Source organism: Streptomyces sp. NPDC001410 (assembly GCF_042895235.1).
Taxonomy (GTDB): Bacteria; Actinomycetota; Actinomycetes; order Streptomycetales; family Streptomycetaceae; genus Streptomyces.
This window is the reverse complement of sequence record NZ_JBIAWE010000010.1, coordinates 249,294-272,113: the sequence shown is the minus strand read 5'-3', so window position 1 is coordinate 272,113 and position 22,820 is coordinate 249,294. Positions and strand designations below refer to the sequence as shown.

19 protein-coding genes are annotated in these 22,820 nt (G+C 70.6%); 8 read left to right on the top strand and 11 right to left on the bottom strand.

From position 1 onward, the window contains the following. The first annotated feature begins 2 nt into the window (after positions 1 to 2). Positions 3 to 1,613 carry a citramalate synthase gene (gene cimA, locus ACFY3C_RS23745; protein ID WP_386576554.1) on the top strand — a complete coding sequence of 537 codons (1,611 nt, stop codon included), beginning with the start codon at positions 3 to 5 and terminating at the stop codon, positions 1,611 to 1,613. Between the two features lie 6 nt (positions 1,614 to 1,619). Here cimA and ACFY3C_RS23740 read toward each other — a convergent pair whose 3' ends face one another. From ACFY3C_RS23740 to ACFY3C_RS23725, 4 genes are all read right to left on the bottom strand, one after another. After that, positions 1,620 to 2,231, bottom strand: a complete 612-nt coding sequence (locus ACFY3C_RS23740; RefSeq protein ID WP_390772132.1) for a GPP34 family phosphoprotein — start codon at positions 2,229 to 2,231, stop codon at positions 1,620 to 1,622. A gap of 99 nt (positions 2,232 to 2,330) precedes the next feature. Continuing rightward, positions 2,331 to 2,822: a hypothetical protein gene (locus ACFY3C_RS23735; RefSeq protein WP_390772131.1), complete on the bottom strand. Its 492-nt coding sequence runs from the start codon at positions 2,820 to 2,822 to the stop codon at positions 2,331 to 2,333. Then, positions 2,816 to 3,295 (bottom strand): hypothetical protein, encoded by a 480-nt coding sequence (locus ACFY3C_RS23730; RefSeq protein ID WP_390772130.1) that lies wholly within the window; start codon positions 3,293 to 3,295, stop codon positions 2,816 to 2,818. The genes ACFY3C_RS23735 and ACFY3C_RS23730 overlap by 7 nt, the downstream gene beginning before the upstream one ends. A gap of 35 nt (positions 3,296 to 3,330) precedes the next feature. After that, positions 3,331 to 5,196, bottom strand: a complete 1,866-nt coding sequence (locus ACFY3C_RS23725) for a ricin-type beta-trefoil lectin domain protein (protein WP_390772129.1) — start codon at positions 5,194 to 5,196, stop codon at positions 3,331 to 3,333. 115 nt (positions 5,197 to 5,311) lie between these two features. Here ACFY3C_RS23725 and ACFY3C_RS23720 point away from each other — a divergent pair, with 115 nt between their 5' ends. Both ACFY3C_RS23720 and ACFY3C_RS23715 read left to right on the top strand, forming a co-directional pair. Next, positions 5,312 to 8,323: a glycoside hydrolase family 3 N-terminal domain-containing protein gene (locus tag ACFY3C_RS23720; protein WP_390772128.1), complete on the top strand. Its 3,012-nt coding sequence runs from the start codon at positions 5,312 to 5,314 to the stop codon at positions 8,321 to 8,323. A gap of 60 nt (positions 8,324 to 8,383) precedes the next feature. After that, positions 8,384 to 9,739 carry a hypothetical protein gene (locus ACFY3C_RS23715; protein ID WP_390772127.1) on the top strand — a complete coding sequence of 452 codons (1,356 nt, stop codon included), beginning with the start codon at positions 8,384 to 8,386 and terminating at the stop codon, positions 9,737 to 9,739. Positions 9,740 to 9,744: 5 nt separating this feature from the next. Here ACFY3C_RS23715 and ACFY3C_RS23710 read toward each other — a convergent pair whose 3' ends face one another. Next, positions 9,745 to 10,185: a MarR family winged helix-turn-helix transcriptional regulator gene (locus ACFY3C_RS23710; RefSeq protein ID WP_390772126.1), complete on the bottom strand. Its 441-nt coding sequence runs from the start codon at positions 10,183 to 10,185 to the stop codon at positions 9,745 to 9,747. 62 nt (positions 10,186 to 10,247) lie between these two features. Here ACFY3C_RS23710 and ACFY3C_RS23705 point away from each other — a divergent pair, with 62 nt between their 5' ends. After that, positions 10,248 to 11,291, top strand: a complete 1,044-nt coding sequence (locus tag ACFY3C_RS23705) for an FUSC family protein (protein ID WP_390772125.1) — start codon at positions 10,248 to 10,250, stop codon at positions 11,289 to 11,291. Here ACFY3C_RS23705 and ACFY3C_RS23700 read toward each other — a convergent pair. Beyond that, the gene (locus ACFY3C_RS23700; protein WP_390772124.1) at positions 11,258 to 11,494 is read right to left on the bottom strand and encodes a hypothetical protein; all 237 of its coding nucleotides are present in this window, start codon (positions 11,492 to 11,494) and stop codon (positions 11,258 to 11,260) included. The two genes, ACFY3C_RS23705 and ACFY3C_RS23700, sit on opposite strands and share 34 nt — an antisense overlap. Positions 11,495 to 11,730: 236 nt before the next feature. Next, positions 11,731 to 12,339, bottom strand: coding sequence for a YceI family protein (locus ACFY3C_RS23695; RefSeq protein WP_386576544.1), 609 nt, complete (start codon positions 12,337 to 12,339; stop codon positions 11,731 to 11,733). 275 nt (positions 12,340 to 12,614) lie between these two features. On the opposite strand from ACFY3C_RS23695, the gene ACFY3C_RS23690 reads away from it, so the two are divergent. The 4 genes from ACFY3C_RS23690 (at position 12,615) to ACFY3C_RS23675 (ending at position 17,493) form a co-directional block, all read left to right on the top strand. Beyond that, positions 12,615 to 13,112 (top strand): hypothetical protein, encoded by a 498-nt coding sequence (locus ACFY3C_RS23690; RefSeq protein WP_386576664.1) that lies wholly within the window; start codon positions 12,615 to 12,617, stop codon positions 13,110 to 13,112. Positions 13,113 to 13,133: 21 nt separating this feature from the next. Then, complete coding sequence (locus ACFY3C_RS23685) at positions 13,134 to 15,488, top strand: polysaccharide lyase 8 family protein (RefSeq protein ID WP_390772123.1); 2,355 nt, start codon at positions 13,134 to 13,136, stop codon at positions 15,486 to 15,488. 154 nt (positions 15,489 to 15,642) lie between these two features. Continuing rightward, on the top strand, positions 15,643 to 17,238 hold the full coding sequence (locus ACFY3C_RS23680; RefSeq protein WP_390772122.1) for an acyl-CoA carboxylase subunit beta: 1,596 nt from the start codon (positions 15,643 to 15,645) through the stop codon (positions 17,236 to 17,238). Positions 17,239 to 17,295: 57 nt separating this feature from the next. Beyond that, entirely contained in the window at positions 17,296 to 17,493 is a 198-nt protein-coding gene (locus ACFY3C_RS23675; protein ID WP_386576541.1) for an acyl-CoA carboxylase subunit epsilon, read from the top strand. Positions 17,494 to 17,638: 145 nt separating this feature from the next. Here the strand turns inward: ACFY3C_RS23675 and ACFY3C_RS23670 are convergent, their stop codons facing one another. The 4 genes from ACFY3C_RS23670 to ACFY3C_RS23655 all read right to left on the bottom strand — a co-directional run bounded on the left by ACFY3C_RS23670 (position 17,639) and on the right by ACFY3C_RS23655 (position 22,569). Continuing rightward, positions 17,639 to 18,220, bottom strand: a complete 582-nt coding sequence (locus tag ACFY3C_RS23670) for an ATP/GTP-binding protein (RefSeq protein ID WP_071369867.1) — start codon at positions 18,218 to 18,220, stop codon at positions 17,639 to 17,641. Then, positions 18,201 to 18,770 (bottom strand): DUF742 domain-containing protein, encoded by a 570-nt coding sequence (locus ACFY3C_RS23665; protein WP_386576540.1) that lies wholly within the window; start codon positions 18,768 to 18,770, stop codon positions 18,201 to 18,203. The genes ACFY3C_RS23670 and ACFY3C_RS23665 overlap by 20 nt, the downstream gene beginning before the upstream one ends. 96 nt (positions 18,771 to 18,866) lie before the next feature. Further along, positions 18,867 to 19,280, bottom strand: a complete 414-nt coding sequence (locus ACFY3C_RS23660) for a roadblock/LC7 domain-containing protein (protein WP_004983065.1) — start codon at positions 19,278 to 19,280, stop codon at positions 18,867 to 18,869. A 10-nt stretch (positions 19,281 to 19,290) separates the two neighbouring features. Then, positions 19,291 to 22,569, bottom strand: a complete 3,279-nt coding sequence (locus ACFY3C_RS23655) for a nitrate- and nitrite sensing domain-containing protein (RefSeq protein ID WP_390772121.1) — start codon at positions 22,567 to 22,569, stop codon at positions 19,291 to 19,293. Positions 22,570 to 22,820: the final 251 nt, after the last annotated feature.

Genomic DNA, 22,820 nt, shown 5'->3' with positions numbered 1-22,820 from the left:
CCATGACCGAGACGGCAACCAGCGAGCTCGACGACTCGTTCCACGTCTTCGACACCACGCTGCGCGACGGCGCGCAGCGCGAGGGGATCAACCTCACCGTCGCGGACAAGCTCGCCATCGCACGGCACCTGGACGACTTCGGCGTGGGCTTCATCGAGGGCGGCTGGCCCGGCGCGAACCCGCGGGACACCGAGTTCTTCGCCCGCGCCCGGCAGGAGATCGACTTCCGGCACGCCCAGCTGGTCGCCTTCGGCGCCACCCGCCGCGCCGGCGCCAAGGCCGCCGACGACCCGCAGGTCAACGCGCTCCTCGACTCGGGTGCCCCGGTGATCACGCTGGTCGCCAAGTCGCACGACCGGCATGTGGAGCTGGCGCTGCGCACCACTCTGGACGAGAACCTGGAGATGGTCCGGGACACCGTGTCCTACCTGCGCGAGCAGGGCCGCCGGGTGTTCGTCGACTGCGAGCACTTCTTCGACGGCTACCGCGCGAACCCGGAGTACGCCAAGGCGGTCGTACGCACCGCCTCGCAGGCCGGCGCCGACGTCGTCATCCTCTGCGACACCAACGGCGGCATGCTCCCCGCCCAGGTCCAGGCGGTCGTCTCCACGGTCCTCGCCGACACCGGCGCCCGGCTCGGCATCCACGCCCAGGACGACACCGGCTGCGCCGTCGCCAACACCCTGGCCGCGGTGGACGCCGGCGCGACCCACGTCCAGTGCACGGCCAACGGCTACGGCGAGCGCGTCGGCAACGCCAACCTCTTCCCGGTGGTCGCGGCCCTGGAGCTGAAGTACGGCAAGAAGGTGCTGCCCGACGGCCACCTGCGCGAGATGACCCGCATCTCGCACGCCATCGCCGAGGTCGTGAACCTCACCCCGTCGACCCACCAGCCCTACGTCGGCGTCTCCGCCTTCGCGCACAAGGCCGGCCTGCACGCCTCCGCGATCAAGGTCGACCCGGACCTGTACCAGCACATCGACCCCGAGCAGGTCGGCAACACGATGCGCATGCTGGTCTCCGACATGGCGGGCCGCGCCTCCATCGAGCTGAAGGGCAAGGAACTCGGCATCGACCTGGGCGGCGACCGCGAACTGGTCGGCCGGGTGGTCGAGCGGGTGAAGGAGCGCGAGCTCAAGGGCTACACGTACGAGGCCGCGGACGCCTCCTTCGAGCTGCTGCTGCGCGCCGAGGTCGAGGGCAGGCCCCTGAAGTACTTCGACGTCGAGTCCTGGCGGGCCATCGTCGAGGACCGCCCCGACGGCACCCACGCCAACGAGGCCACGGTGAAGCTGTGGGCCAAGAGCGAGCGGATCGTCGCCACCGCGGAGGGCAACGGCCCGGTCCACGCCCTGGACCGGGCGCTGCGCGTCGCCCTGGAGAAGATCTACCCGCAGCTCGCCAAGCTGGACCTGGTGGACTACAAGGTCCGCATCCTGGAGGGCAAGCACGGCACGTCCTCCACCACCCGCGTCCTGATCTCCACCTCCGACGGCACGGGCGAGTGGTCCACGGTGGGTGTGGCGGACAACGTCATCGCCGCCTCCTGGCAGGCCCTGGAGGACGCCTACGCCTACGGCCTGCTGCGCGCCGGGGTCGAGCCGGCCGAGTAGTCCGCCTCAGGGGGCACGCCAGACGTTGTCGTAGGCGTCCTTCTCGATGCGCCGCCGCTGCCGCACGGCCTCCAGCTCCGTCAGCGCGTCGTTGACGGCCGCCAGGACGGTCACCACCGCGTCGCCGGGAAGGTCCTCCGGGGCCTGTTCCGGCGCGCCCTCGGGGATCCCCAGGGCGGCCGCGAGACCGATGAGGACGGGCTCGTGGGAGGCCCAGCGGTCGGTGGCGTGCCGTCGCTCCGGGGTGTCGGCCGAGGTGTCGTCCCCGCTCCGCCAGGGCAGCCAGTGGTGCCGGGCTCCGGTGGCCGGCCGCCCCCGCTCCTGCAGATCGTCGGCGTAGGCGGCGGCCAGACCGCGCCCGCGGCGCCACAGCCAGTCCTCGACGGACTCGTACGGCGTCGTCCGGGTGAGCGCCGCCTCCGCCGCGTCCAGCAGCCGGTCACCGGTGGCCGGCTGCAGGCCGGGCACGATGCGCACGTCGTCCAGGGTGACGGCCTCGGCGTCGATCAGGTCGACCAGTTCGGCCCCGGCCAGGGCGAGCGAGAGGTCCCCCTGTTCGACGGGCCGGCCGGACGGGACGTCCAGAGCGACGATCAACAGGTCCCGCGCTGTGCTCATGCCGTCCTCCAGGTCGGATACGTCAGGCGTGGCCCGGGGTCGTTCGGGTGCGTCTCCTCGGACCCCTTCATCGTCCCCCACCCACTGAGCGCCCGCTCCTCAGCACGAGTCCCGGGCGAGCTTCTCGAACGCCCCGGGGCTCATCGCCCGGCCGTCGGCCCAGACCTGCCCGGGCTCGAGCCGCTCGATCCGCTCTGCGGTGAAGGTCACGATCGCGTTGTACGAGTCGCCGGTCACGTAGTGCCCGAAGCCGAGCACGTACCGGTGGCCGGGCAGGAGCCGCTGTGCGCCGCGGTGCCGGGCCTTCCAGCGCCCGGGCGGTGCGAACAGGGGGAACTCGGCATCCCCGTGCAGCCCCTCCTTGCGCACGTCCCACCCGGTGGTGACGGGCCCCTCACCGCCGTTCCGTGCCCGCCCGTCGAGGTACGGCCCCTGATAGCCGTCGTCGCCACACGGCCGGAACAGCGCGTACGGCACCCCGTCCGTCCCGACCCGCACCCCGGCGAGCGGCAGATCGACCGCCGTGCACCCGCTGAGCAGAAGCATCCCGCCCACGACACCGAACACACCGGCCGCCCGTCGCCTCAGCACGTGTCCCCCAGAGACCCGTCGAAGTCCTCCCGGCTCATCGCCCGGTTGTCGGCCCAGACCTGACCGGGCTTGAGCCGGGCCAGGTCGGCCGGGGAGAAGGTGACCACGATGTAGTAGTCGACGCTGTCGCCGTGGCCGACGGACCCCGAGAACCAGTAGGTGCGGCCGGCGACCAGCTGCTGCGGGCCCCGCCGGTCCACGTTCCAGGAGCGGGGAGGTGAGAAGAGCGGGAAGGTGACGTCCCCGCTTCTGACGTCGCGCGTTTCCCAGAAGCTGTCGTCCGACGTCCCGGGGTCCTCCGGGCTGCTCAGCGACAGCCTGCGCACCCGGTCGTCCCCGCACGGCCGGACACTCACCATCGGCTTTCCGTCGGCGTCCAGCCACACGGCGGCCAACGACAGATAGGCCGGACTGCACCCACCGAGCAGCAGACACCCGGCCGCCGTGCCCAGCACGGCTCCCCTGCGTTTCACGTCCCGCCCCCTCCGAGGGCGGGACGCGGCCCGCCCTACTGCAAGTGCCACTTCTGGTTGGCGGCCCCGGTGCACGACCAGATCTGTGCCCTCGCTCCGTTCGCCGACGAGTTGTCCGTCACGTCCAGGCACTTGTTCGCCGCCGTGTTCACCACATCACCGGTGGAGGCGTTGTACGACCACTGCTGGGCACCGGTTCCATTGCAGTCGTACAACTGCACCTTGGCCCCGTCCGCCGTCGAACCCGAGGTCACGTCAAGGCACTTGCCGAGCGCCCGGACCGAAGCGTCGGTCTGCACGGTCCACTGCTGGGCGCCGCTGCCGTTGCAGTCGTAGAGCTGGACGGCCGTGCCGTTCGCGCTCGAACCGCCCGCCACGTCGAGGCACTTGCCGGCCAGCCCCACGAAGGCCCCCGACCGGCTGCCGCCGCCCGACTGGGTGCCGGACCAGGTGAAGGTCGCCGAGGTCTTGCCGGGGAGGGAGTAAGTGGCGTGCTGGGAGCCCCAGTTGATCGTCACGGTCCGGGCGGAGGAGGAGTCGTTGTACGCGATGAGCGCCTTGCTGCCGTCCGGGTTGCGCCATGCCACGTTCGGCACCGCGGTCGACGCCGTGGACGCGATCCGCTGGGCGCCCGGGCGGACGAACTTCGTCAGGTGGCCCATGTCGTAGTACTCGACCGTGTAGTCGACGGTCCCGCTCGCCCCGTCCCCGTTGTGCACGGTGATCAGACCGGTGCAGGTGCCGCACCCCCCGTTGTGCGGGCCCATGTTCTGGTCCACCGCCAGCGACCACTTGGTCACCGACTTCGCCCAGTTGCGCGTGTAGTCGATGATGTTGGACATGTCCTCGCGCTGCTGGTTGGCGATCCAGGTGCCACCGGAGTGCTCGGTGCCGAAGGCGTCCAGCGTCGGGTACTGGTTGTGCACGGAGGTCTGCTTGGCGATGTCACCGCCGTAGCCGTGCCAGGCGATCCCGCCGAAGTTGGGGTGGTTGCGGACCGCCGCGTCGTCCACGGTCTGGGCCGCGTAGGAGTCGTAGACGTCCCAGTTCCAGTCGTGCGCCAGCACCTTCGTCGACAGGCCCGCCGCCTGCAGCTTCGGCAGCAGCTCGCTCTTGGTGAAGTAGGCGAGACCGCTCGCGTTCCAGCTCATCGACGGGTAGCCCGAACAGCACGTCGGCTCGTTCTGCGCGGTGACGTACGAGACGTCGACGCCCTGGTCCTTGTACGCCTGGAGGTACTTGACGAAGTAGGAGGCGTACGCCCCGTAGTCCTCCGCCTTCAGCCAGCCCCCGTTGAGCGAGCCGCTGTCCTTCATCCAGGCCGGCGCCGTCCACGGCGAGGCCATCACGGTCAGGGAGGGGTTGAGCTGGAGCGCCTGCTTCGTCAGCGGGACGACGTCCGCGAGGTCGTGCGCGATCGTGAACTTCGACAGCGACGGGTCCGTCTGGCCGGCCGGTACGTCGTCGTACGTGTAGCCGTACCGCGCCAGGTCCGAGGCGCCCATCGGATTGCGCAGGAACGACAGCCCGATCCCGTCCGCCGGTGAGAACAGCTTGCGCATGGTCGCGTCCCGCGTGCTCTGCGACAGCGCCCCGCTGCTGTTCATGAGCCAGGCCGCGGTGTCCGTGAAGGACGCACCGCCGCCGGTGAAGCTCTGGTAGCGGGTGTTCTCGTCCACGGTGATGTTCTCACCGCTCCCGCCGGTCCCGGACTGGAAGGCGAACGGCGTCTGCGCCTGGAGCCCGCGCACGACACGCCGTCCGGCGGAGTCGTCGGTCGTGGTGAGCCAGGCCGTGACCTGCTCACCGGACGCGTGCGCGGAGGTGGTGGCCGCGGTGAGGCCGGCCGTGGAGAGCAGTCCGGCCAGCAGCAGCCGGACCGCGCGGGGGGATCTCCTCATGGGGCGTCGCCCTTCCCGGAATGTCTGACGTGACGTCTTGACGGGTCTGTGGGTCGTTAGTTAACTCACGGCGTGATCTAAGTCCTGAGTGAACCACGAGAGTCGAGGATGGTCTATGCCAAGAACCGCCCTGCTCGTGTCCGCCGCGTTGCTCGCAGCTCTGCTCTCGCCGGCCGTGTCCCACGCGGCCGACGACCCCGCACCCGTCCCCGTCGACCGCTTCGAGGGCGAGGTCCCCTTCGCCTCCCAGCCCGCCGAGGGCATCTTCACCTGGGGGAGTGACACCGACGACCCGCCGGCCCTGCAACTGACCGCCCGTTCCGACGCCCCCGAGGGCGCCAAGGTCCTCACCGGCAGCTATGACATCAGCGGCTACGGCGGCTTCACCCACGACTTCGCCGCGACCGAACCCGCCCACGACTGGTCCGCCCACCAGGGCATCCGCTTCTGGTGGGACGGCCAGGACAACGGCAGGAAGATCGCCTTCGAGATCAAGGACGGCGGCGCGAACGGCGAGGCCTCCGAGCTGTGGACGACCTCCTTCACCGACGACTGGACCGGCTGGAGACAGGTCGAGATCCCCTTCACCGACTTCGTCTACCGCACGGACTACCAGCCCGTCGGCGGCATCGACCACGTCCTCGGGCTGACCGGGATGTGGGGCTACGCCGTCACGCTCCCGGCCGGCGTCAAGGGCCGGTTCGCCATGGACGACGTCGAGTTGTACGGCAGGGCCGACCAGTCCCTGCGGGCGAACGTCACCACGGACGCCGCCGTGTACCCCGTCAAGGAGGGCGGTACGGCGGCCGTCAAGGTCACTGTCGCCACCACCGGCTCCGCGCCGATCGACGACCCGGTGACGGTCGCCTACGAGACCGCCGGCGGCAGCGCCGACCCCGGCAAGGACTACACCCCGGTCCACGGCACCCTCACCTTCCCGGCCGGCACCGTCTCCGGCACCTCGAAGACCATCGAGGTGCCCACCCTTAGGGACAAGGCCGCCGAGTCCGCCGAGACCGTCCCGCTCCGGCTCACGGTGACCGGCGCCAAGGCACCCGCCGAGACCCCGCAGATCGTCGTCGACGCCCACGGACTGCCGTACCTGGACGCGAAGTTGCCGGTCAGGAAGCGCGTCGCCGACCTCGTGTCCCGCATGTCCCTGGCGGAGAAGGCCGGCCAGATGACCCAGGCCGAGCGCGGGGCCGTCGGGGGTGGCGGCGACATCGCGACGTACGCCCTCGGGTCACTCCTGTCCGGCGGTGGCTCGACGCCCACGCCCAACACCCCCGAGGCGTGGGCGAAGATGATCGACGCCTTCCAGCTGCGGGCCCGGGCGACCCGCTTCCAGATCCCGCTGATCTACGGCGTCGACGCGGTCCACGGCCACAACAACCTGTCCGGCGCCACGGTCATGCCGCACAACATCGGCATCGGCGCCACCCGCGACCCCCGGCTCGCCGAGCAGGCGGGTGCGGTGACCGCCGCCGAGGTGCGGGCCACCGGCATCCCCTGGGACTTCGCACCCTGCCTGTGCGTGAGCCGCGACGAACGCTGGGGCCGCTCCTACGAGTCCTTCGGTGAGGACCCGGCGCTCGTCCAGTCCATGGAGACCGTCATCCAGGGCCTCCAGGGCCGCGCGAACGGCAGGGACCTGAGCCGCAGCGACAAGGTCCTCGCCACCGCCAAGCACTTCGTCGGCGACGGCGGCACCGAGTACGGCTCCTCCACCACCGGGACGTACAAGATCGACCAGGGCGTCACCAAGGTCACCCGGCAGCAGCTGGAGGCCGTCCACCTGGCGCCGTTCGAGACCGCCGTCGACCGGGGCGTCGGCACGGTCATGCCGTCTTACTCCTCCCTGGACGTGCTCGGCGACGGGCAGGGCCCGGTGAAGATGCACGCCCGGGCCGACATGATCAACGGCGTCCTCAAGGACCGCATGGGCTTCGACGGCTTCGTCATCAGCGACTGGAACGCCATCGACCAGCTCCCCGGCGACTACGCGTCCCACGTCCGCACCTCGGTCGACGCGGGCCTGGACATGATGATGGTGCCGTACACCTACAAGGACTTCACCGGCACGCTCGTCGACGAGGTGAAGGCCGGCCGGATCAGCGAGCGGCGGATCGACGACGCCGTCTCCCGCATCCTGACCCAGAAGTTCAGGCTGGGCCTGTTCGAGCACCCCTACGCCGACACCGGCGGCGCCGCCGCGATCGGCTCCCCGGAACACCGGGCCGTGGCCCGCCGGGCCGCCGCCGAGTCCCAGGTGCTGCTGAAGAACACCGGCGGGCTGCTGCCCCTGAAGAAGAGCGAGAAGGTGTACGTCGCCGGGTCCAACGCCGACGACATCGGCAACCAGTCCGGCGGCTGGACCCTCACCTGGCAGGGCTCCTCCGGGAACATCACCCCGGGCACGACCGTCCTCCAGGGGATGCGCGAGGCGGGCGGGAACGTCACCTACTCCAAGGACGCCTCCGCACCGACCGACGGCTACGACGCCGGCGTGGTCGTCGTCGGCGAGACCCCGTACGCCGAGGGCGTCGGCGACGTCGGCAACGGCCACTCCCTGCAGCTGTCCGCCGCCGACCGGGCCGCCGTGGACAAGGTGTGCGCGGCCATGAAGTGCGCGGTGCTGATCGTCTCCGGGCGCCCGCAGCTGATCGGCGACCGGCTGGCGGGGATCGACGCGCTCGTGGCCTCCTGGCTGCCCGGCACCGAGGGCGAGGGCGTCGCCGACGTCCTCTACGGCAGGCTCCCCTTCACCGGACAGCTCCCGGTCACCTGGCCCAGGTCCGAGTCCCAACTGCCGATCAACGTCGGCGACACGTCGTACGACCCGCAGTTCCCCTACGGCTGGGGCCTGACCACGCTCACCCGGGTCCCGCAGGGCGGCACCACCACCCTGCGCGCGCTCGCCCTGGCGGCGACGGCGGCCGAACGGGTGGGCGCCGACCGGACCGGACGCGAGCTGGTCGCGAAGGCGCGGCTGCTCGTCCAGCAGAAGGTGGGGCAGGCGATCACGGACGCCGTCGCGAAGCCCTTCGCCGACGCGGACCATCTGCTGCTGACCGGCAGGTACGGAAAGGCGGTGCAGAAGCTGACGGAGGCGTACCGGGCCGCGTGAGCCCCTCCGTCCGATCTGGAAGGATGCCCAATTTTGGGAGGCTTCGGGTAGCTTCGAAGGATGAAGGCCGTCCTGCGGACCCGAAGCCTCCCAGCGCTGCTGCTGGCCGTCCTCACCCTGGTGATCGTGACCGCGCTGACCCCCTGTGCGATGGCGGCCACCAGCATCTCCACCATCGCCGAGGCCCTCCGCAAGGGCCCGGTCTACGTCGACCCGGCGGCCTCCGCCCAGCTGTCCGCCGCGGACGCCGACACACTCGCCAAACAGATCAAGGGCGCGAACAAACCCCTGTTCATCGCGGTCCTGCCCGCCGGCTACCCCACCCAGAACCTCTTCTCCGAGCTGCGCACGGCCACCGGCGTCACCGGCCTGTACGCCATCCGTCTCGGCGACCGCTTCGACGCCCGCGCCGACTCCTCGGTGCTCCCGCGCAGCGCCGTCCAGAACCTGGTCACCAGCGTCCAGGGCGAGGACGCCAAGACCCAGCTCACCGACTTCACCGACCGGGCCCTGGCCAACATGGGCGGCCATGCCCCCGCGTCCTGGGGCTCCTCCGGCAAGGGCGGTGGAGTGTCCACCACGGCACTGATCACCACGGCCGCTGTCCTCGTGGCCGGCGGCGCGGGCGCCTACGCCCTGGTCCGCCGCAACCGCCGCCGCCACGCCGAGGAGCAGCGGGCCGCCCTCGACCGCCTGCGGGTCGTCGTCGACGAGGACATCACCGCCTTCGGCGAGGAACTCGACCGGCTGGACTTCCACCCGGCCGGGACGGGCGCCGACGACGCCATGCGCGGGGACTACGAACGGGCCCTGGACGCCTACGACAAAGCCAAGCAGTACATGGCCGACGCCCGGAAACCCGAGGACGTCCGCGCGGTCACCGAGGCGCTGGAGGACGGCCGCTTCTCCCTGGCCCAGCTGGCCGCCCGCCGCGAGGGACGCCCCCTCCCGGAGCGCCGCCCGCCCTGCTTCTTCGACCCCCGGCACGGCCCCTCGGTCACCGACGCCGCCTGGACCCCGCCCGGCGGCGCACCCCGCGAGGTCCCGGTCTGCGCGGCCGACGCCACCCGGCTGGCCGACGGCCGCGACCCCGTGATCCGCGAGGTCGACACCGACTACGGCCGCCGCCCCTACTGGGACGCGGGCCCGGCCTACGGCCCCTGGGCGGGCGGCTACTTCGGCGGCGGCATCCTCCCCGGCCTGCTCGTCGGCACCCTGCTCGGCAGCATGATGGCCACACCGTCGTACGCCGCCGACTACGGCACCGGGTACGGCGACTTCGGCAGCGGCGGCTACGAGGGCGGCGACGTGTCCGGTGCCGACTTCGACTCCGGCGACTTCGGCGGCGGGTTCGGCGACGGAGGGGGCTTCGACGGCGGCGGGGGAGGGGGAGGGGACTTCGGCGGGGGCTTCTGAGCGCGTCAGTCGTCCCGCGCGGGCACGTCCATCGTGCCCAGCCGCTCCAGCACCGCCGCGGCCAGCACCAGCACCCCGCGCTCCGTATCGCCCAGCGCCCCGAGGGCCTCGGCCAGCCAGGCGTCCCGCTCGGCCATGTCCCGCTCCAGCGCCCGCCGCCCGGGCTCGGTGAGCGTCAGCACGGCCTGACGCCGGTCCGTCGTACCCGCTTCCCGCGCGATCAGCCCATCGGTCTCCAGCTCGGCGAATACCCGGGTGAGTGACTGCGGCCGCTGCCGCTCCGCCGCCGCGATCTCACCGGGCGTGGCCGATCCGCGCCGGTGCAGATACCCGAGCACCACGAGCTGGTTGGGGCTGAGACTCCCGTCCCCGCGCTCCTGCCTGAGCCGTCGGTTGAGCCGGACGATGGCACTTCGGAGGAGGGCGGCCTCGGAAAGGTGATCCATGACCAAGAATGATACGTGAATGCGTACTGTCTTCGTCCTGCGTGGCCCAATATTCTGCCGTGATGGCTGACAAACTAATACGCAACGCGTACGAAGTGGCCGTGACGATGACGGCCGTCCTGCTCTCCTGGTCGATCGCCCTGTGGCTGGAGGGTGCGGCCGGACTGCACACCGACTCGGTCGTCCTCGCGGTGGTCCTGACCGTCATGCTCGCTCGGACCCAGCGGACGGCGGACACCCGGGGCCGCCTCGGGGCGCTGGCCCTGCTGTCGGCGGTGTCGGCGGTCTGCGCCCTGGTCGGCCGCCTGATCGCCGCCCACTACTGGCTGGGCGCGGCCGTCTTCACCGCGGGCATCTCCCTGGCGATCTGGATCCGCCGCTACGGCCCGGCCGCCACCAGGGCGGGCACCCTGATCACCCTCCCGCTGGTGGCGCTCCTCGTGGTCCCCGGCCCTGCCCTCCCACCCGAGGCGCAGGGGGAGCTGGTGAGTTGGGCGTGGTCGGCGATCATCGGCGTACTGGCATGGGCGAGCGTGTGGCTGGTGCAGACGGCGGCCGACCGGTACGGCCCCTGGCCGGCCGAAGCCGACCCGGGCACCCCGCGCCGGCCCTCCCGGCTGCGCCCCCGCCCCAGCACGCGGATGGCCGTACAGATGGCGGCGGGGGTGGCCGCGTCCTTCGCGCTCGGCCGACTGCTCTACGACGACCACTGGCCGTGGCTGGTCCTGACGGCGTACGTCGTCGCAAGCGGCAACCGGGGCCGAACCGACGTACTGCGCAAGGGAGTAGAGCGCTTCCTGGGCGCCTGCGCCGGCACCCTGCTCGCCACCGGCGTGGCGGCGGCCGGCATCACGGGTCGCACGGCGATGGTCGTGCTGTTCGCCGTGCTGGCCGTGGCCCTGTGGCTGCGCCCGCTCACCTACGCCTACTGGGCGGCCGGCATGACCACGGCCCTCTCCCTGCTCCTCGGCTACTTCGGCCAGGACGCGCAGAGCCTGCTGCCCACGCGCCTGGCCGCGATCGCCGTCGGCGCGGTGCTGTCCGTCGGGGCGGCCTGGTTCCTGCTGCCGGTTCAGCGGAAGTCGTGGCGTCGGCGTACGGCATGACGGCCGGCGTAACGCTCACCGGCGGCGTGCCACCAGGCGGGCGGGGAGGGCCCGTCGACGACGGAGGTCGGCTGATCCGGATGCAGTCCGAGCCGCCACAGCGCCCGGGCGTCGACGTTCACGCCGAGCGTGCCGTGCCAGTGTCCGTCCTCGTCCATGCGGCACATGAGGTCGACCCGTATCTCTTCCTGCGCGAACGGCATCCAGTCGATACCGCGCTCGCGCAGTCAACCGAGCAGGAAGCGACCGGGGTGGGGATGCCCGGGCAGGTTCGGGAACGAGGCGAGATGGACCCAGTCGGTCTCTTCGTGCTCGGAGAGTGCTGCCATCGGACCACTCTGACACGAACGGGCGAACGCCCGCCCTCTCTTTTCGGGGGAGTGGAGGGCGGGCGTGCTCAGGGTGCGGAGGTCTCGGGGGCGGCTGAACCGCCGGAGGCTCACGCGTTCTTGATCGCCGAGATGTCGAAGTTCAGCTTGATCTTGTCGGAGACCAGGAAGCCGCCGGTCTCCAGCGCCGCGTTCCAGGTCAGGCCCCACTCGGAGCGCAGGATCTCGGTCTTGCCCTCGAAGCCGACGCGCTCGTTGCCGAACGGGTCCTTCGCGGCGCCGTTGAACTCCAGGTCGATGCTGATCGGCTTGGTCACGCCGAGGATGGAGAGGTCGCCGGTGATGCGGTAGTCGTCGCCGCCCAGGGCCTCGGCCTTGGTGGAGCGGAAGGTCATCGTCGGGAACTCGTCGGTCTTGAAGAAGTCCGAGGACTTCAGGTGGCCGTCACGGTCGGCGTTGCCGGTCTCGACGCTCTCCATCCGGACGTCGATCGTGGCGGTGGACTTGGCGGGGTCGGCGCCGTCCAGGTGCAGGGTGCCCGTGAAGTCCAGGAAGCTGCCCTTGACGTTGGTGACCATCGCGTGGCGGGCCACGAAGCCGATCGTGGTGTGCGCGGGGTCGAGCGTGTAGTCACCGGTCAGCGCGGCCAGATCGGGGCTGACGGTGGCGGGTGCCGAGGCGGGGGCGGGGGTGCTTTCCTTGCGGCCGAAAATACCCATGACGTGCTCCTTGGGGACGGGCGCGGTCGGCGAGGCCGAAGCCGCGGCCTTTCTGTTTAACGTTCAACGAACCTAACGACACCGACCGTAGACCTATTCCGTTCGGTTTTCAACATCATCCGTACCGTGTCTTCACGGTAACCAGGAGTCACCGCGTGCGCCCTCTGGTGGACCCGTGCAGGGCTCGGGCACCATCGGCGTGCACCACCTGCACAGCCGCCCCACAGGAAGCACGGCCATCCGCAGGAAGGGTCCCCATGAAGGCCACGAAGGTCATGAAGGTCCGCTCCGTCCTGACCGCGCTCGCCCTCGTCGTCGCCCCCGGCGTCGCCGTCGTCGGCACCGCCACCGACGCCTTCGCCGTCACCAAGATCAGCCACGCGACCGCCACCCAGATGTTCCGTGACGTCGGCATCACCTGGTCCTCCTCGGGCAACTGCTCCGACCGGAACAACCCCACCTGTACGTCCTTCGAACAGCTCAACCTCGCCACCGCACAGGGCGCCCAGACCCTCAAGCGGGCCAGTGGCTGCGCCCTCAACATCACCGGCGGCACCGAGGCCGGCCACGCCTCCGGCACCTACTCCCACTGGAACGGCTACAAGCTCGACTACGGCAAGAACACCTGTGTCACGTCGTACATCAAGGGCAACTTCACCTACATCGGTCTGCGCGGGGACGGCGCCCCGCAGTACCGGTCCGGCTCCGGAAACATCTACGCCGACGAGGGCAACCACTGGGACGTCCTCTACTACAACTGCGGCGGCTGCTGAACAGGGGCGGTGACCACCGGCATGGGTACGACCGGACCGACGCGGCGCGCCCTGCTGCTGGCCGCCGCCCTCACCGCCACCCTGGCGCCCCGGGCCCGCGCGGCACCCGCCGCCGGCCCCTACGACACCCTCCGCCGCCGCTGGCTCGACATCGCCCTCGGCACCGGATACGACCCGGCCGCCGAGCCGTACGTCTCCCGGCTCGCCCAACTCGGGGCACTGGCCAGGGACTTCATGGGCACCATGGTCCCTGCCCCGACCTCCCTCTGGCCCGGCCACCCCTTCGACCCGCCCGCCGGCATCACCTTCAGCTACGGCCGCCTGTGGACCATGGCCCAGGCCTACATCCAGCCCGGCACCGGCTCCACCGGCGACGACACCCTCCTCGCCGACGTGCTGCGCGGACTCGACCACCTCTCCGCCACCGTCTACAACCCGGCCACCACCCGCTACGGCAACTGGTGGGAATGGCAGATCGGCAGCCCCCGGCTCCTCATGGACCTCACGGCCGCCCTGTACGACCACCTCGACGAGACCCGGGTCGCGGCCGCCTGTGCCGCGGTAGACCACTTCATCCCCGACGCGATGCTCACCGACTACTCCGGCACCTCCACCGGCGCCAACCGCGTCGACATGTGCCGCTCCGTCGCCCTGCGCGGCATCCTCGGCCGGTCCGGCGACCGTGTCGCGCTCGCCCGGGACGCCCTCTCACCGGTCTTCCCGTACGTCACCCGGGGCGACGGCCTCTACGCCGACGGCTCCTTCGTCCAGCACACCTGGGTCGCCTACTCCGGAACGTACGGCCAGGTGCTGCTCGACGGCCTCGGACGGCTGTTCGCCCTGCTCGCCGGGTCGCCGTGGGAGGTCACCGACCCGGCCCGGCAGAACGTCCTGGACAGCGTCGAGCACGCCTGTGCGCCCCTGATCCACGACGGGTTGGTGATGGACTGCGTCAACGGCCGTGCCATCAGCCGGGGTTACCTGCTCGGCGACGACCTGCACATCATGCGCAGCGACCACTTCCACGGACAGGCCCTGATCGCGGCCATCACCCTGCTCGCGGGCGGTGCGAGCGAGGCGGAGCGGGAGCGGTGGCACGGCCGGATCAAGGGCTGGATCCAACGCGACACCGTGACACCGATCCTGACGGCAGATCAGTTCGAGGTCGCCGACCTCGCCCGGCTGCACGCCGTAGCCGACGCGGCCGTACCCGCGAGCCCGGAACCCGTCGGGCACCACCTGTTTCCGGCCATGGACCGGGCCGTCCACCGCCGCCCCCGCTTCACCGCAGCGCTCTCCATGGCCTCCGACCGCATCGCGCACTACGAGTGCGGCAACGGCGAGAACCCGCGCGGCTGGCACACCGGCGCCGGGATGCTCTCCTGGTGGCCGACCGGGGGTGACGACCGGTCCGATCGGTCCGATCGGTCCGATCGGTCCGATCAGTACACGGACTGGTTCTGGCCGACCGTGGACTGGTACCGCCTCCCCGGTACGACCGTGTCGACCAGGCGCCTGGCCGACCGGGCCGGCGGCGAGTGGGGTGCCCCCAAGCCGGACGTCCGCTGGGTCGGCGGCGTCACCGACGGCGAGTACGCGGCCGTCGGCCAGCACCTCAAGGGGCTCGGGTCGACGCTTCAGGCCCGCAAGTCCTGGTTCTTCCTCGACGACGCCGTCGTCTGCCTGGGCGCCGGGATCACCTGCGCGGACGGCGTCCCCGTCGAGACGGTCGTGGACAACCGCAACCTCGGCGAGAACGGCACCCAGGCCCTCGTGCGCGGCCCCGGCTGGGCCCATCTGGAGGGCCACGGCGGCTGGATCCTGCCGTGCGGCGGCGAGCTGCGCAGCCTGCGCGAGGACCGCACCGGCTCCTGGTCCGACATCAACTCCACCAGTACGGCCGAGCGCCGCACCCGCCGCTGGCAGACCCTCTGGCTCGACCACGGCACCGACCCGGCCGCCGCCGCGTACGCCTATGTCCTGCTGCCCGGCGCCTCCCGCGCCGAGGTCGCCGCCCGGGCCGCCGACCGTCACTGGCTGTGCGTCCTCGCCAACGACGCCCGCCGCCAGGCCGTCGCCGTGCCCGCGCTCGGCCTGACCGCGGCGAACCTGTGGGAAGCCGGTACGGTGGGTGGCCTGACCGCCTCCGCGGGCGCGAGCGTGCTCGTCCGGCGCCGCGGCGGGACCGCTACCCTCTGCGTCAGCGAGCCGCCCCGCACGGGCACTACCCTGGAGATCGTCTGGGACCACCCCGTGCGCTCGGTCGTCCGTGCCGACGACACCGTCGAAGTCCTCTCGACAGGGCCGCGTCCGAGGCTCCGTGTCACTCCAGGGATGGCATGCTCCACACACGAATGTGAGCTGGCTCTCAGGTGACACCTTTGTCGCCTCCCTACAACGCCGACGCCCCCTGAGCAGTCGGAACGGCTGCATGCCCCTCTGGTTCTGTTTGGTGGCACCAGGAAAACGGGCTGGAGACTGTACGGAGTCGACGGCTCGCTTTCCTTGGTGTCCTTCGTAAGGTCGCTACATGACCGTTTTGGAAGAGACGACGGGTGAGCCGACCGGCGAGCCGACGGACGCGCGCGGACGGGTCGCCGAGCTGCACGAGATCCGTGCGCAGGCCGTGGCAGGCCCCAGCGAGAAGGCGACCGAGGCGCAGCACGCCAAGGGCAAGCTGACGGCGCGGGAGCGCATCGAGCTGCTCCTGGACCCGGGGTCCTTCCAGGAGGTCGAGCAGCTGCGCAGGCACCGGGCGACCGGATTCGGCCTGGAGGCGAAGAAGCCGTACACCGACGGTGTCATCACCGGCTGGGGCACGGTCGAGGGCCGGACCGTCTTCGTGTACGCCCATGACTTCCGGATCTTCGGCGGCGCGCTGGGCGAGGCCCACGCCACCAAGATCCACAAGATCATGGACATGGCGATCGCGGCCGGTGCGCCGCTGGTCTCCCTGAACGACGGTGCGGGCGCCCGTATCCAGGAGGGCGTCTCGGCCCTCGCCGGCTACGGCGGCATCTTCCAGCGCAACACGAAGGCCTCGGGCGTCATCCCGCAGATCTCCGTGATGCTGGGCCCGTGCGCGGGCGGCGCGGCCTACTCCCCGGCGCTGACGGACTTCGTGTTCATGGTCCGCGAGACCTCCCAGATGTTCATCACCGGCCCGGACGTGGTCAAGGCGGTGACGGGCGAGGAGATCACCCAGAACGGCCTGGGCGGCGCGGACGTGCACGCCGAGACGAGCGGTGTCTGCCACTTCGCGTACGACGACGAGGAGACCTGCATCGCCGAGGTGCGCTACCTCCTCTCGCTGCTCCCGCAGAACAACCGCGAGAACCCGCCCCGGGTGGAGACCGGTGACCCGGTGGACCGCCGCAGCGACGTCCTGCTCGACCTGGTCCCGGCGGACGGCAACCGGCCGTACGACATGGCCAAGGTCATCGAGGAGATCGTCGACGACGGCGAGTACCTGGAGGTCCACGAGCGCTGGGCGCGGAACATCATCTGCGCGCTGGCCCGTCTGGACGGCCAGGTGGTCGGCATCATCGCCAACCAGCCTCAGGTCCTGGCCGGCGTCCTGGACATCGAGGCAAGCGAAAAAGCTGCACGCTTTGTCCAGATGTGTGATGCTTTCAACGTCCCGATCGTGACCTTCCTGGATGTACCGGGGTTCCTGCCCGGTGTCGACCAGGAGCACGGCGGAATCATCCGCCACGGCGCGAAGCTGCTGTACGCCTACTGCAACGCGACCGTGCCGAGGATTTCGCTCATCCTGCGCAAGGCGTACGGAGGTGCCTACATCGTCATGGACTCCCAGTCGATCGGCGCCGACCTCACCTACGCCTGGCCCACCAACGAGATCGCCGTGATGGGCGCGGAGGGCGCGGCCAACGTCATCTTCCGCCGTCAGATCGCCGACGCCGAGGACCCCGAGGCCATGCGGCAGAAGATGGTCAAGGAGTACAAGGCCGAGCTGATGCACCCGTACTACGCGGCGGAGCGCGGCCTGGTGGACGACGTCATCGACCCCGCCGAGACCCGCGAGGTCCTGGTCAAGTCCCTGGCGATGCTGCAGTCGAAGCACGCCGACCTGCCCTCCCGCAAGCACGGCAACCCCCCGCAGTAACCGAGCGGACCCGTCGCGGCAACCCCGCGGACCTCTCTCTCACGGAGACTGACATCCATGAACACGCCTGACATCCGCGTCGAGAAGGGCCACGCCGAGCCCGAGGAAGTCGCCGCCATCACGGCCGTCCTCCTGGCCCGTGCGGCCGCCCAGCCGGCGGCCTCGTCCCAGACCCACCGAGGCCGTGCCAAGGCCGGCTGGCGCCGCCTGGAGCGCGAGCCCGGCTTCCGGGCGCCGCACAGCTGGCACGGATAAGCTGCGCCGCTCAGCCGGTTCTTGAGGGCCCCTCTGCTGCAGAGGGGCCCTTCTTGGTGTGCGGGCACAGGAGAGAAGCGCCGCCGCAGCGGAAAGCAGAAGGGCCCTTCCCCGTGCGGGGAGGGCCCTTCTGCAAGGCGGTCGGCTAGCGCAGGCGCGCCATCAGCGCGTGCTCCACCAGGGTGATCAGCGCCGACTTGGCGTCCGCGCGGTGGCGGGCGTCCGTCGTGATGATCGGGGTGTCGGGGCCGATCTGCAGAGCCTCACGAACCTCGTCCGGCTGGTACGGCTGGTTGCCGTCGAAGCCGTTGAGGGCGATGACGAACGGCAGGCCCGAGTTCTCGAAGTAGTCGACCGCGGGGAAGCAGTCGGCGAGACGGCGGGTGTCCACCAGGACGATCGCGCCGATGGCGCCGCGCACCAGGTCGTCCCACATGAACCAGAAGCGGTCCTGACCGGGCGTACCGAAGAGGTACAGGATCAGGTCCTGGTCCAGGGTGATACGGCCGAAGTCCATGGCCACCGTGGTGGTGGTCTTGTCTCCGGTGTGGGTGAGGTCGTCGATGCCTGCCGAGGCGGACGTCATGACGGCCTCTGTGCGCAGCGGGTTGATCTCCGAGACGGCGCCGACGAACGTGGTCTTGCCCACGCCGAAGCCGCCCGCCACCACGATCTTCGCTGAGGTGGTGGAGCGGGAAGGACCGCCGCTAGAGCTTGCGAAGTCCACTGAGCACCCTTTCGAGCAGTGTCACGTCTGGCTGGCCACCGGCGTTCTCGTCGCCGCCGGGCTGATGGATGGCGACCAGGCCCGCCTCCGCCAAGTCGGCGACGAGGATCCTGGCCACGCCGAGGGGGATCGTGAGCAGGGCCGAGATCTCGGCCACCGACTTGATCTCCCGGCACAGGTTGCAGATCCGCTGATGCTCGGGCAGCTGGCCCTGCATCTGGTGCGGCTGCGCGGTGGTGTGCACCAGTGCCTCGATGGCGAGCTGGTAGCGCGGGCGGGTCCGGCCGCCGGTCATGGCGTACGGACGCACCAGGGGGTTGTTGGAAGCCGTGGCCGGCGCCGGCTCGGGGCGGCGCTGGGGCTGTACCGGCTGGATACGCGGGGCCGGCGGCTGGTCGTACGGCGACGGACCGGGGCCCTGCGGCGCGTACGGCTGCCGGTGGCTCGGGGCGGAGGGGAAGTTGTACCGGTTCGCGGAACCGTCGCCCTGGCCCTGGGCAGGGCCGTACGACCAGTTGCCGTTATTCGAACCGCCTGGGGGTGTTGCCACTTTCTCTCCTCCTCCGACCGTGCCGGGCACCCATCCCTGTGGAGCCGCGTCCCGAAACCTTACGGCCCCGGGACGCGTATACGCACCGTTCGTCTGTTAGTTGAGAAGGCTTCCCTGGAGTTCTGCACGCAGATCCGGGGTGAGGACCGTGCCCGCGCGGTCCACCAGAAGGGCCATCTCGTACCCGATGAGGCCGATGTCCGCCTCCGGGTGAGCCAGAACGGCGAGTGACGAACCATCAGAGATGGACATGATGAACAGGAATCCCCGCTCCATCTCCACAACCGTCTGGTTCACGCTGCCCCCCTCGAAGATCCGGGAGGCGCCTGCCGTCAGAGACGTCAGACCGGAGGCGACGGCCGCGAGCTGATCGGCGCGGTCGCGGGGGAAGCCTTCGGACATAGCCAGAAGGAGTCCGTCGGCGGAGACCACCACCGTGTGGGACACCCCCGGGGTGTTGTCCACGAAGTTGGTGATCAACCAGTTCAGGTTCTGTGCCGCCTGGCTCATCGGGCTCACACTAACGCTCCTGGTTGTAGGTGCTGTCAGGGCCGAAGCCCTGGCCGTTCGTTTCACTGCCTGCGCTGCGTCCGCGCTGGACGCCCCGACGCAGGTTGCTCAGCCTGCCCCGGACATCCTCCGGGGCGCGGGAGACCTGTGGGCCTCCCTGAGGGGTGCTCTCGGCGGTGCCCTCGACCAGGTTGGCCTTGGGTACCCGCCGCGGCAGGCCGGAGGAGGTGACCCCGCCCGCCTTGGGCTTCCGGAGCTGTGAGGCCTGCTGCCAGCGCTCGTCGTTCGCCGAACGCCAGCCGCTGTCGCCGTTCTGCCCCGGGGAGTTGCCCGGCGCGGGAGCCGGCGCTTCCTGCTGCACGCGTGCCGTGCCGTTGGTGGCGCTCGAACCGTTGGAGCCGCTCGGGACGGCACCGCGGCGGGGCAGCCCGGCGTCGGTCAGCGTGTGGGCGGCGGGAGTGGCCGGTCCCGGACGGTCGAAGCCTACGCGGTTCCGCTCATCTGCGTCACCGGCCTGCGCGGATTCCGTTTCCGGAGCGTACTGGGCCGGATAGCCGTTCTGGTAACCGTCCTGCTGCGGCTGCTGCGGCCAGTCGTCCTGGTAGGACTGACTCTCGTAGGAGCCGAACCCGTCGGACCCGGAGGCGTGCGCGGGCGCGTGCTGGTCCTGAGCGGGCTCCGAATACGCGGGCTCGGGGTAGCCGCCGCCGTTCTGGGTGAAGCCGTCGCGCTGCGGCAGGCCGCCGTTCGGAGCGTAGTACTGGTCGTCGTACGGCTCCTCGTACGAGGTGTGCTGCTGCTCCTCGTACGTCTGCTCCTGGTACCCCTGCTGCGGCTGCTCCTGGTACGCCGGCTGCTCGGTGTAGCCCGTGCTGCTGCCGTCGTAGCCCTGCTGCGCGTCGAACTCGTCCTGGTACGCGGACCGCTCGGCGGTCTCCTGCGGCTGGCCGTGGTTCTGGGACTCCAGAGCCGCCCGGCGCCCCTCGCGCATCAGAGAGCGGCCGACGGGGTCCAGCCCGCGGATGTCGTCGGGGACGTCGACGTAGCGGCTGTCGTCGAAGCCCAGCTCGGCAGCGGTGCGCATGGGCGCCACCTGGCCGAAGTTCTCACCCCCGAACTGCTGCTCCGGGATGATCTGGGAGACCGTGAACTCCTCGCGGTCCAGCGGCGCCTCGCCGCCACCGCCGTGCGTGATCGCGTCCGGCAGCATGACCAGCGACGTGGTACCGGCCTGCTCGCCCGAGGGGCGCAGCTGGACGCGGATGCCGTGCCGGTCGGACAGCCGGCCGACCACGAAGAGGCCCATGCGCTGCGAGATCGCGGCGTCCACGGTCGGCGGGTTGGCCAGCTTGTGGTTGATGTCCGCGAAGTCCTCGGCGGTGAGGCCGATGCCCTTGTCGTGGATCTCGATCATCACGCGGCCGTCGGGGAGACGGGTCGCGGTGACGCGGACCTTGGTCTGCGGGGAGGAGAACGTCGTGGCGTTCTCCAGCAGCTCGGCGAGCAGGTGCACGAGGTCGGTCACGGCACGGCCGTGGATCTCGGCCTCCGGGACACCGGACAGCTCGATGCGCTCGTACTGCTCCACCTCGGAGGAGGCGGCGCGCAGGACGTCGACCAGCGGGACCGGCTGGTCCCAGCGGCGGCCGGGCTCCTCGCCGGCGAGGACCAGCAGGTTCTCGCCGTTGCGGCGCATACGGGTCGCGAGGTGGTCCAGGCGGAAGAGGTTCTCCAGCTGGTCCGGGTCGGCCTCGTTGTTCTCCAGGTCGGTGATCAGGGTCAGCTGGCCCTCGATCAGCGACTGGTTGCGGCGCGAGAGGTTGGTGAAGATCGCGTTGATGTTGCCCCGGAGCAGGGCCTGCTCGGCGGCGAGCCGGACGGCCTCGCGGTGGACCTGGTCGAAGGCCCGGGCGACCTCGCCGATCTCGTCCGTCGAGTTGATCGGGATCGGTGCGACGCGGGTGTCGACGCGGCCGGGGTCGGTGCGCGAGAGCTGGTCGACCAGCATCGGCAGGCGCTGCTCGGCGATGCCGAAGGCGGCGTTGCGCAGCTGGCGCATCGAGCGGCTCATCTGGCGGGCGACGGTACCGGCCAGGATGAACGCGAAGAGCAGGGCGACGACGACCACGGCGCCGGTGATGATCGCGGAGGTCTTGGCGTCGTCGGCGATGTCGGAGGCCTCGTTCACCGCCTTGTCGGTGAGATCCGACTCGATCTGGCGGTAGGCCTTGTACTTGAGGGTGTTGACCGCCCACCAGTTGTCGGCGGTGATGCCCTTGGTGGCGAGCGCGTCACGCGTGAGCGGATCGGTGTCCTTCAGCAGGACCAGTGCCGAGACCATCGTCTCCGGCTTGGACGGCGGAGGGACGTACTTAGGGTTCTGCTGCTTGGCGGCCGCGGCCATGGCGGCGCCGTCCGTCTTCATCTTCGCCTGCGCGTCGGTCAGCTTCTGCGCGTCGGCGTCGGTGCCACCGCCGATGTACTCCTCCAGGGCGATGCGCTCCAGGTAGGCGTACGAGGACAGGGACACCCGCTGGGTCGCCAGGTTCGGGGCGTCCGGGCCGGGCTTGACCAGCAGGTGCGTGCCGATCGACCGCTCCAGCGACAGCGCCGCCTTGGTCAGCGAGATGGCGTAGACGGTACGGCCGTAGGAGGTGATGTTGCCGGTGCCCAGACCGAGTTCGTTGGCGAACTCCATCAGGGGGTGGCTGACCCCGATGTAGCCCTCTTCGGTCTGCACGCCGATGGTCTTGCTGGTGTAGGCGACCTGGCGCAGCGTCGACAGCTTGGTCTCGGCCTTGCGGAACTGCTGAAGACGGCGCTGCAGACCGGACTTGTCCGGCATGTTCTGCGCGGCCTGGTCGAAGGCGCTGGCGGCCTGGTCCGTGGCCTTGCGCGCCCCGTCGATGCTCGCCTTGCTGGTGGCGTCCTTCTTGTTCAGGAGCAGCGGGGCCGCCGTGACGTCACGCTCGTTCTCGAGGGCGTCGGCGTAGGCGAGGGCGGCGCGCACCAGACGGGCGGTGTTCTCCGCGTCCTGAGCCTGCTGCCAGGTGTCGATCGAGGCCTTCACCTGGAAGCCGCCCATGACGAGACCCACCGCCACGGGTATGAGCAGAATCGCGTTCAGCCTGGTCGGCACGCGCCAGTTGCGCGGGGAGAAACGGCCGCCGCTCTTCGCGGGTGCGGCCGCCGGCTCCGAACCGGGCACAGGGGTGGGCGCCGCAGCGCGCGGCGGCGGGGTGAAGTTGCCCCGCGCCGACGGCTCGGGACCGTTCTTGCTTCGCCTCACTCGACCAACAACCTCTCGGCGGTCGGCACCTTCGTCGTGCCGCAGTCTCTCAGAGCCCCGTTCGTCATCGACCACTAGGTACGTCTTTGACTATTGGGCAGTTCAGGCATTCCAGCACGTGGACCAGCGCACTTCCAAACAGTGGAAACCCCCGGAGGGTGCGCTTGTAAGCCCTAGATAAAACGGTCATAAAGAGCGAGCCCCGCCAAAAGGCGGGGCGTTTGTGAGCACAGCGGCACCGCTCGACCGCG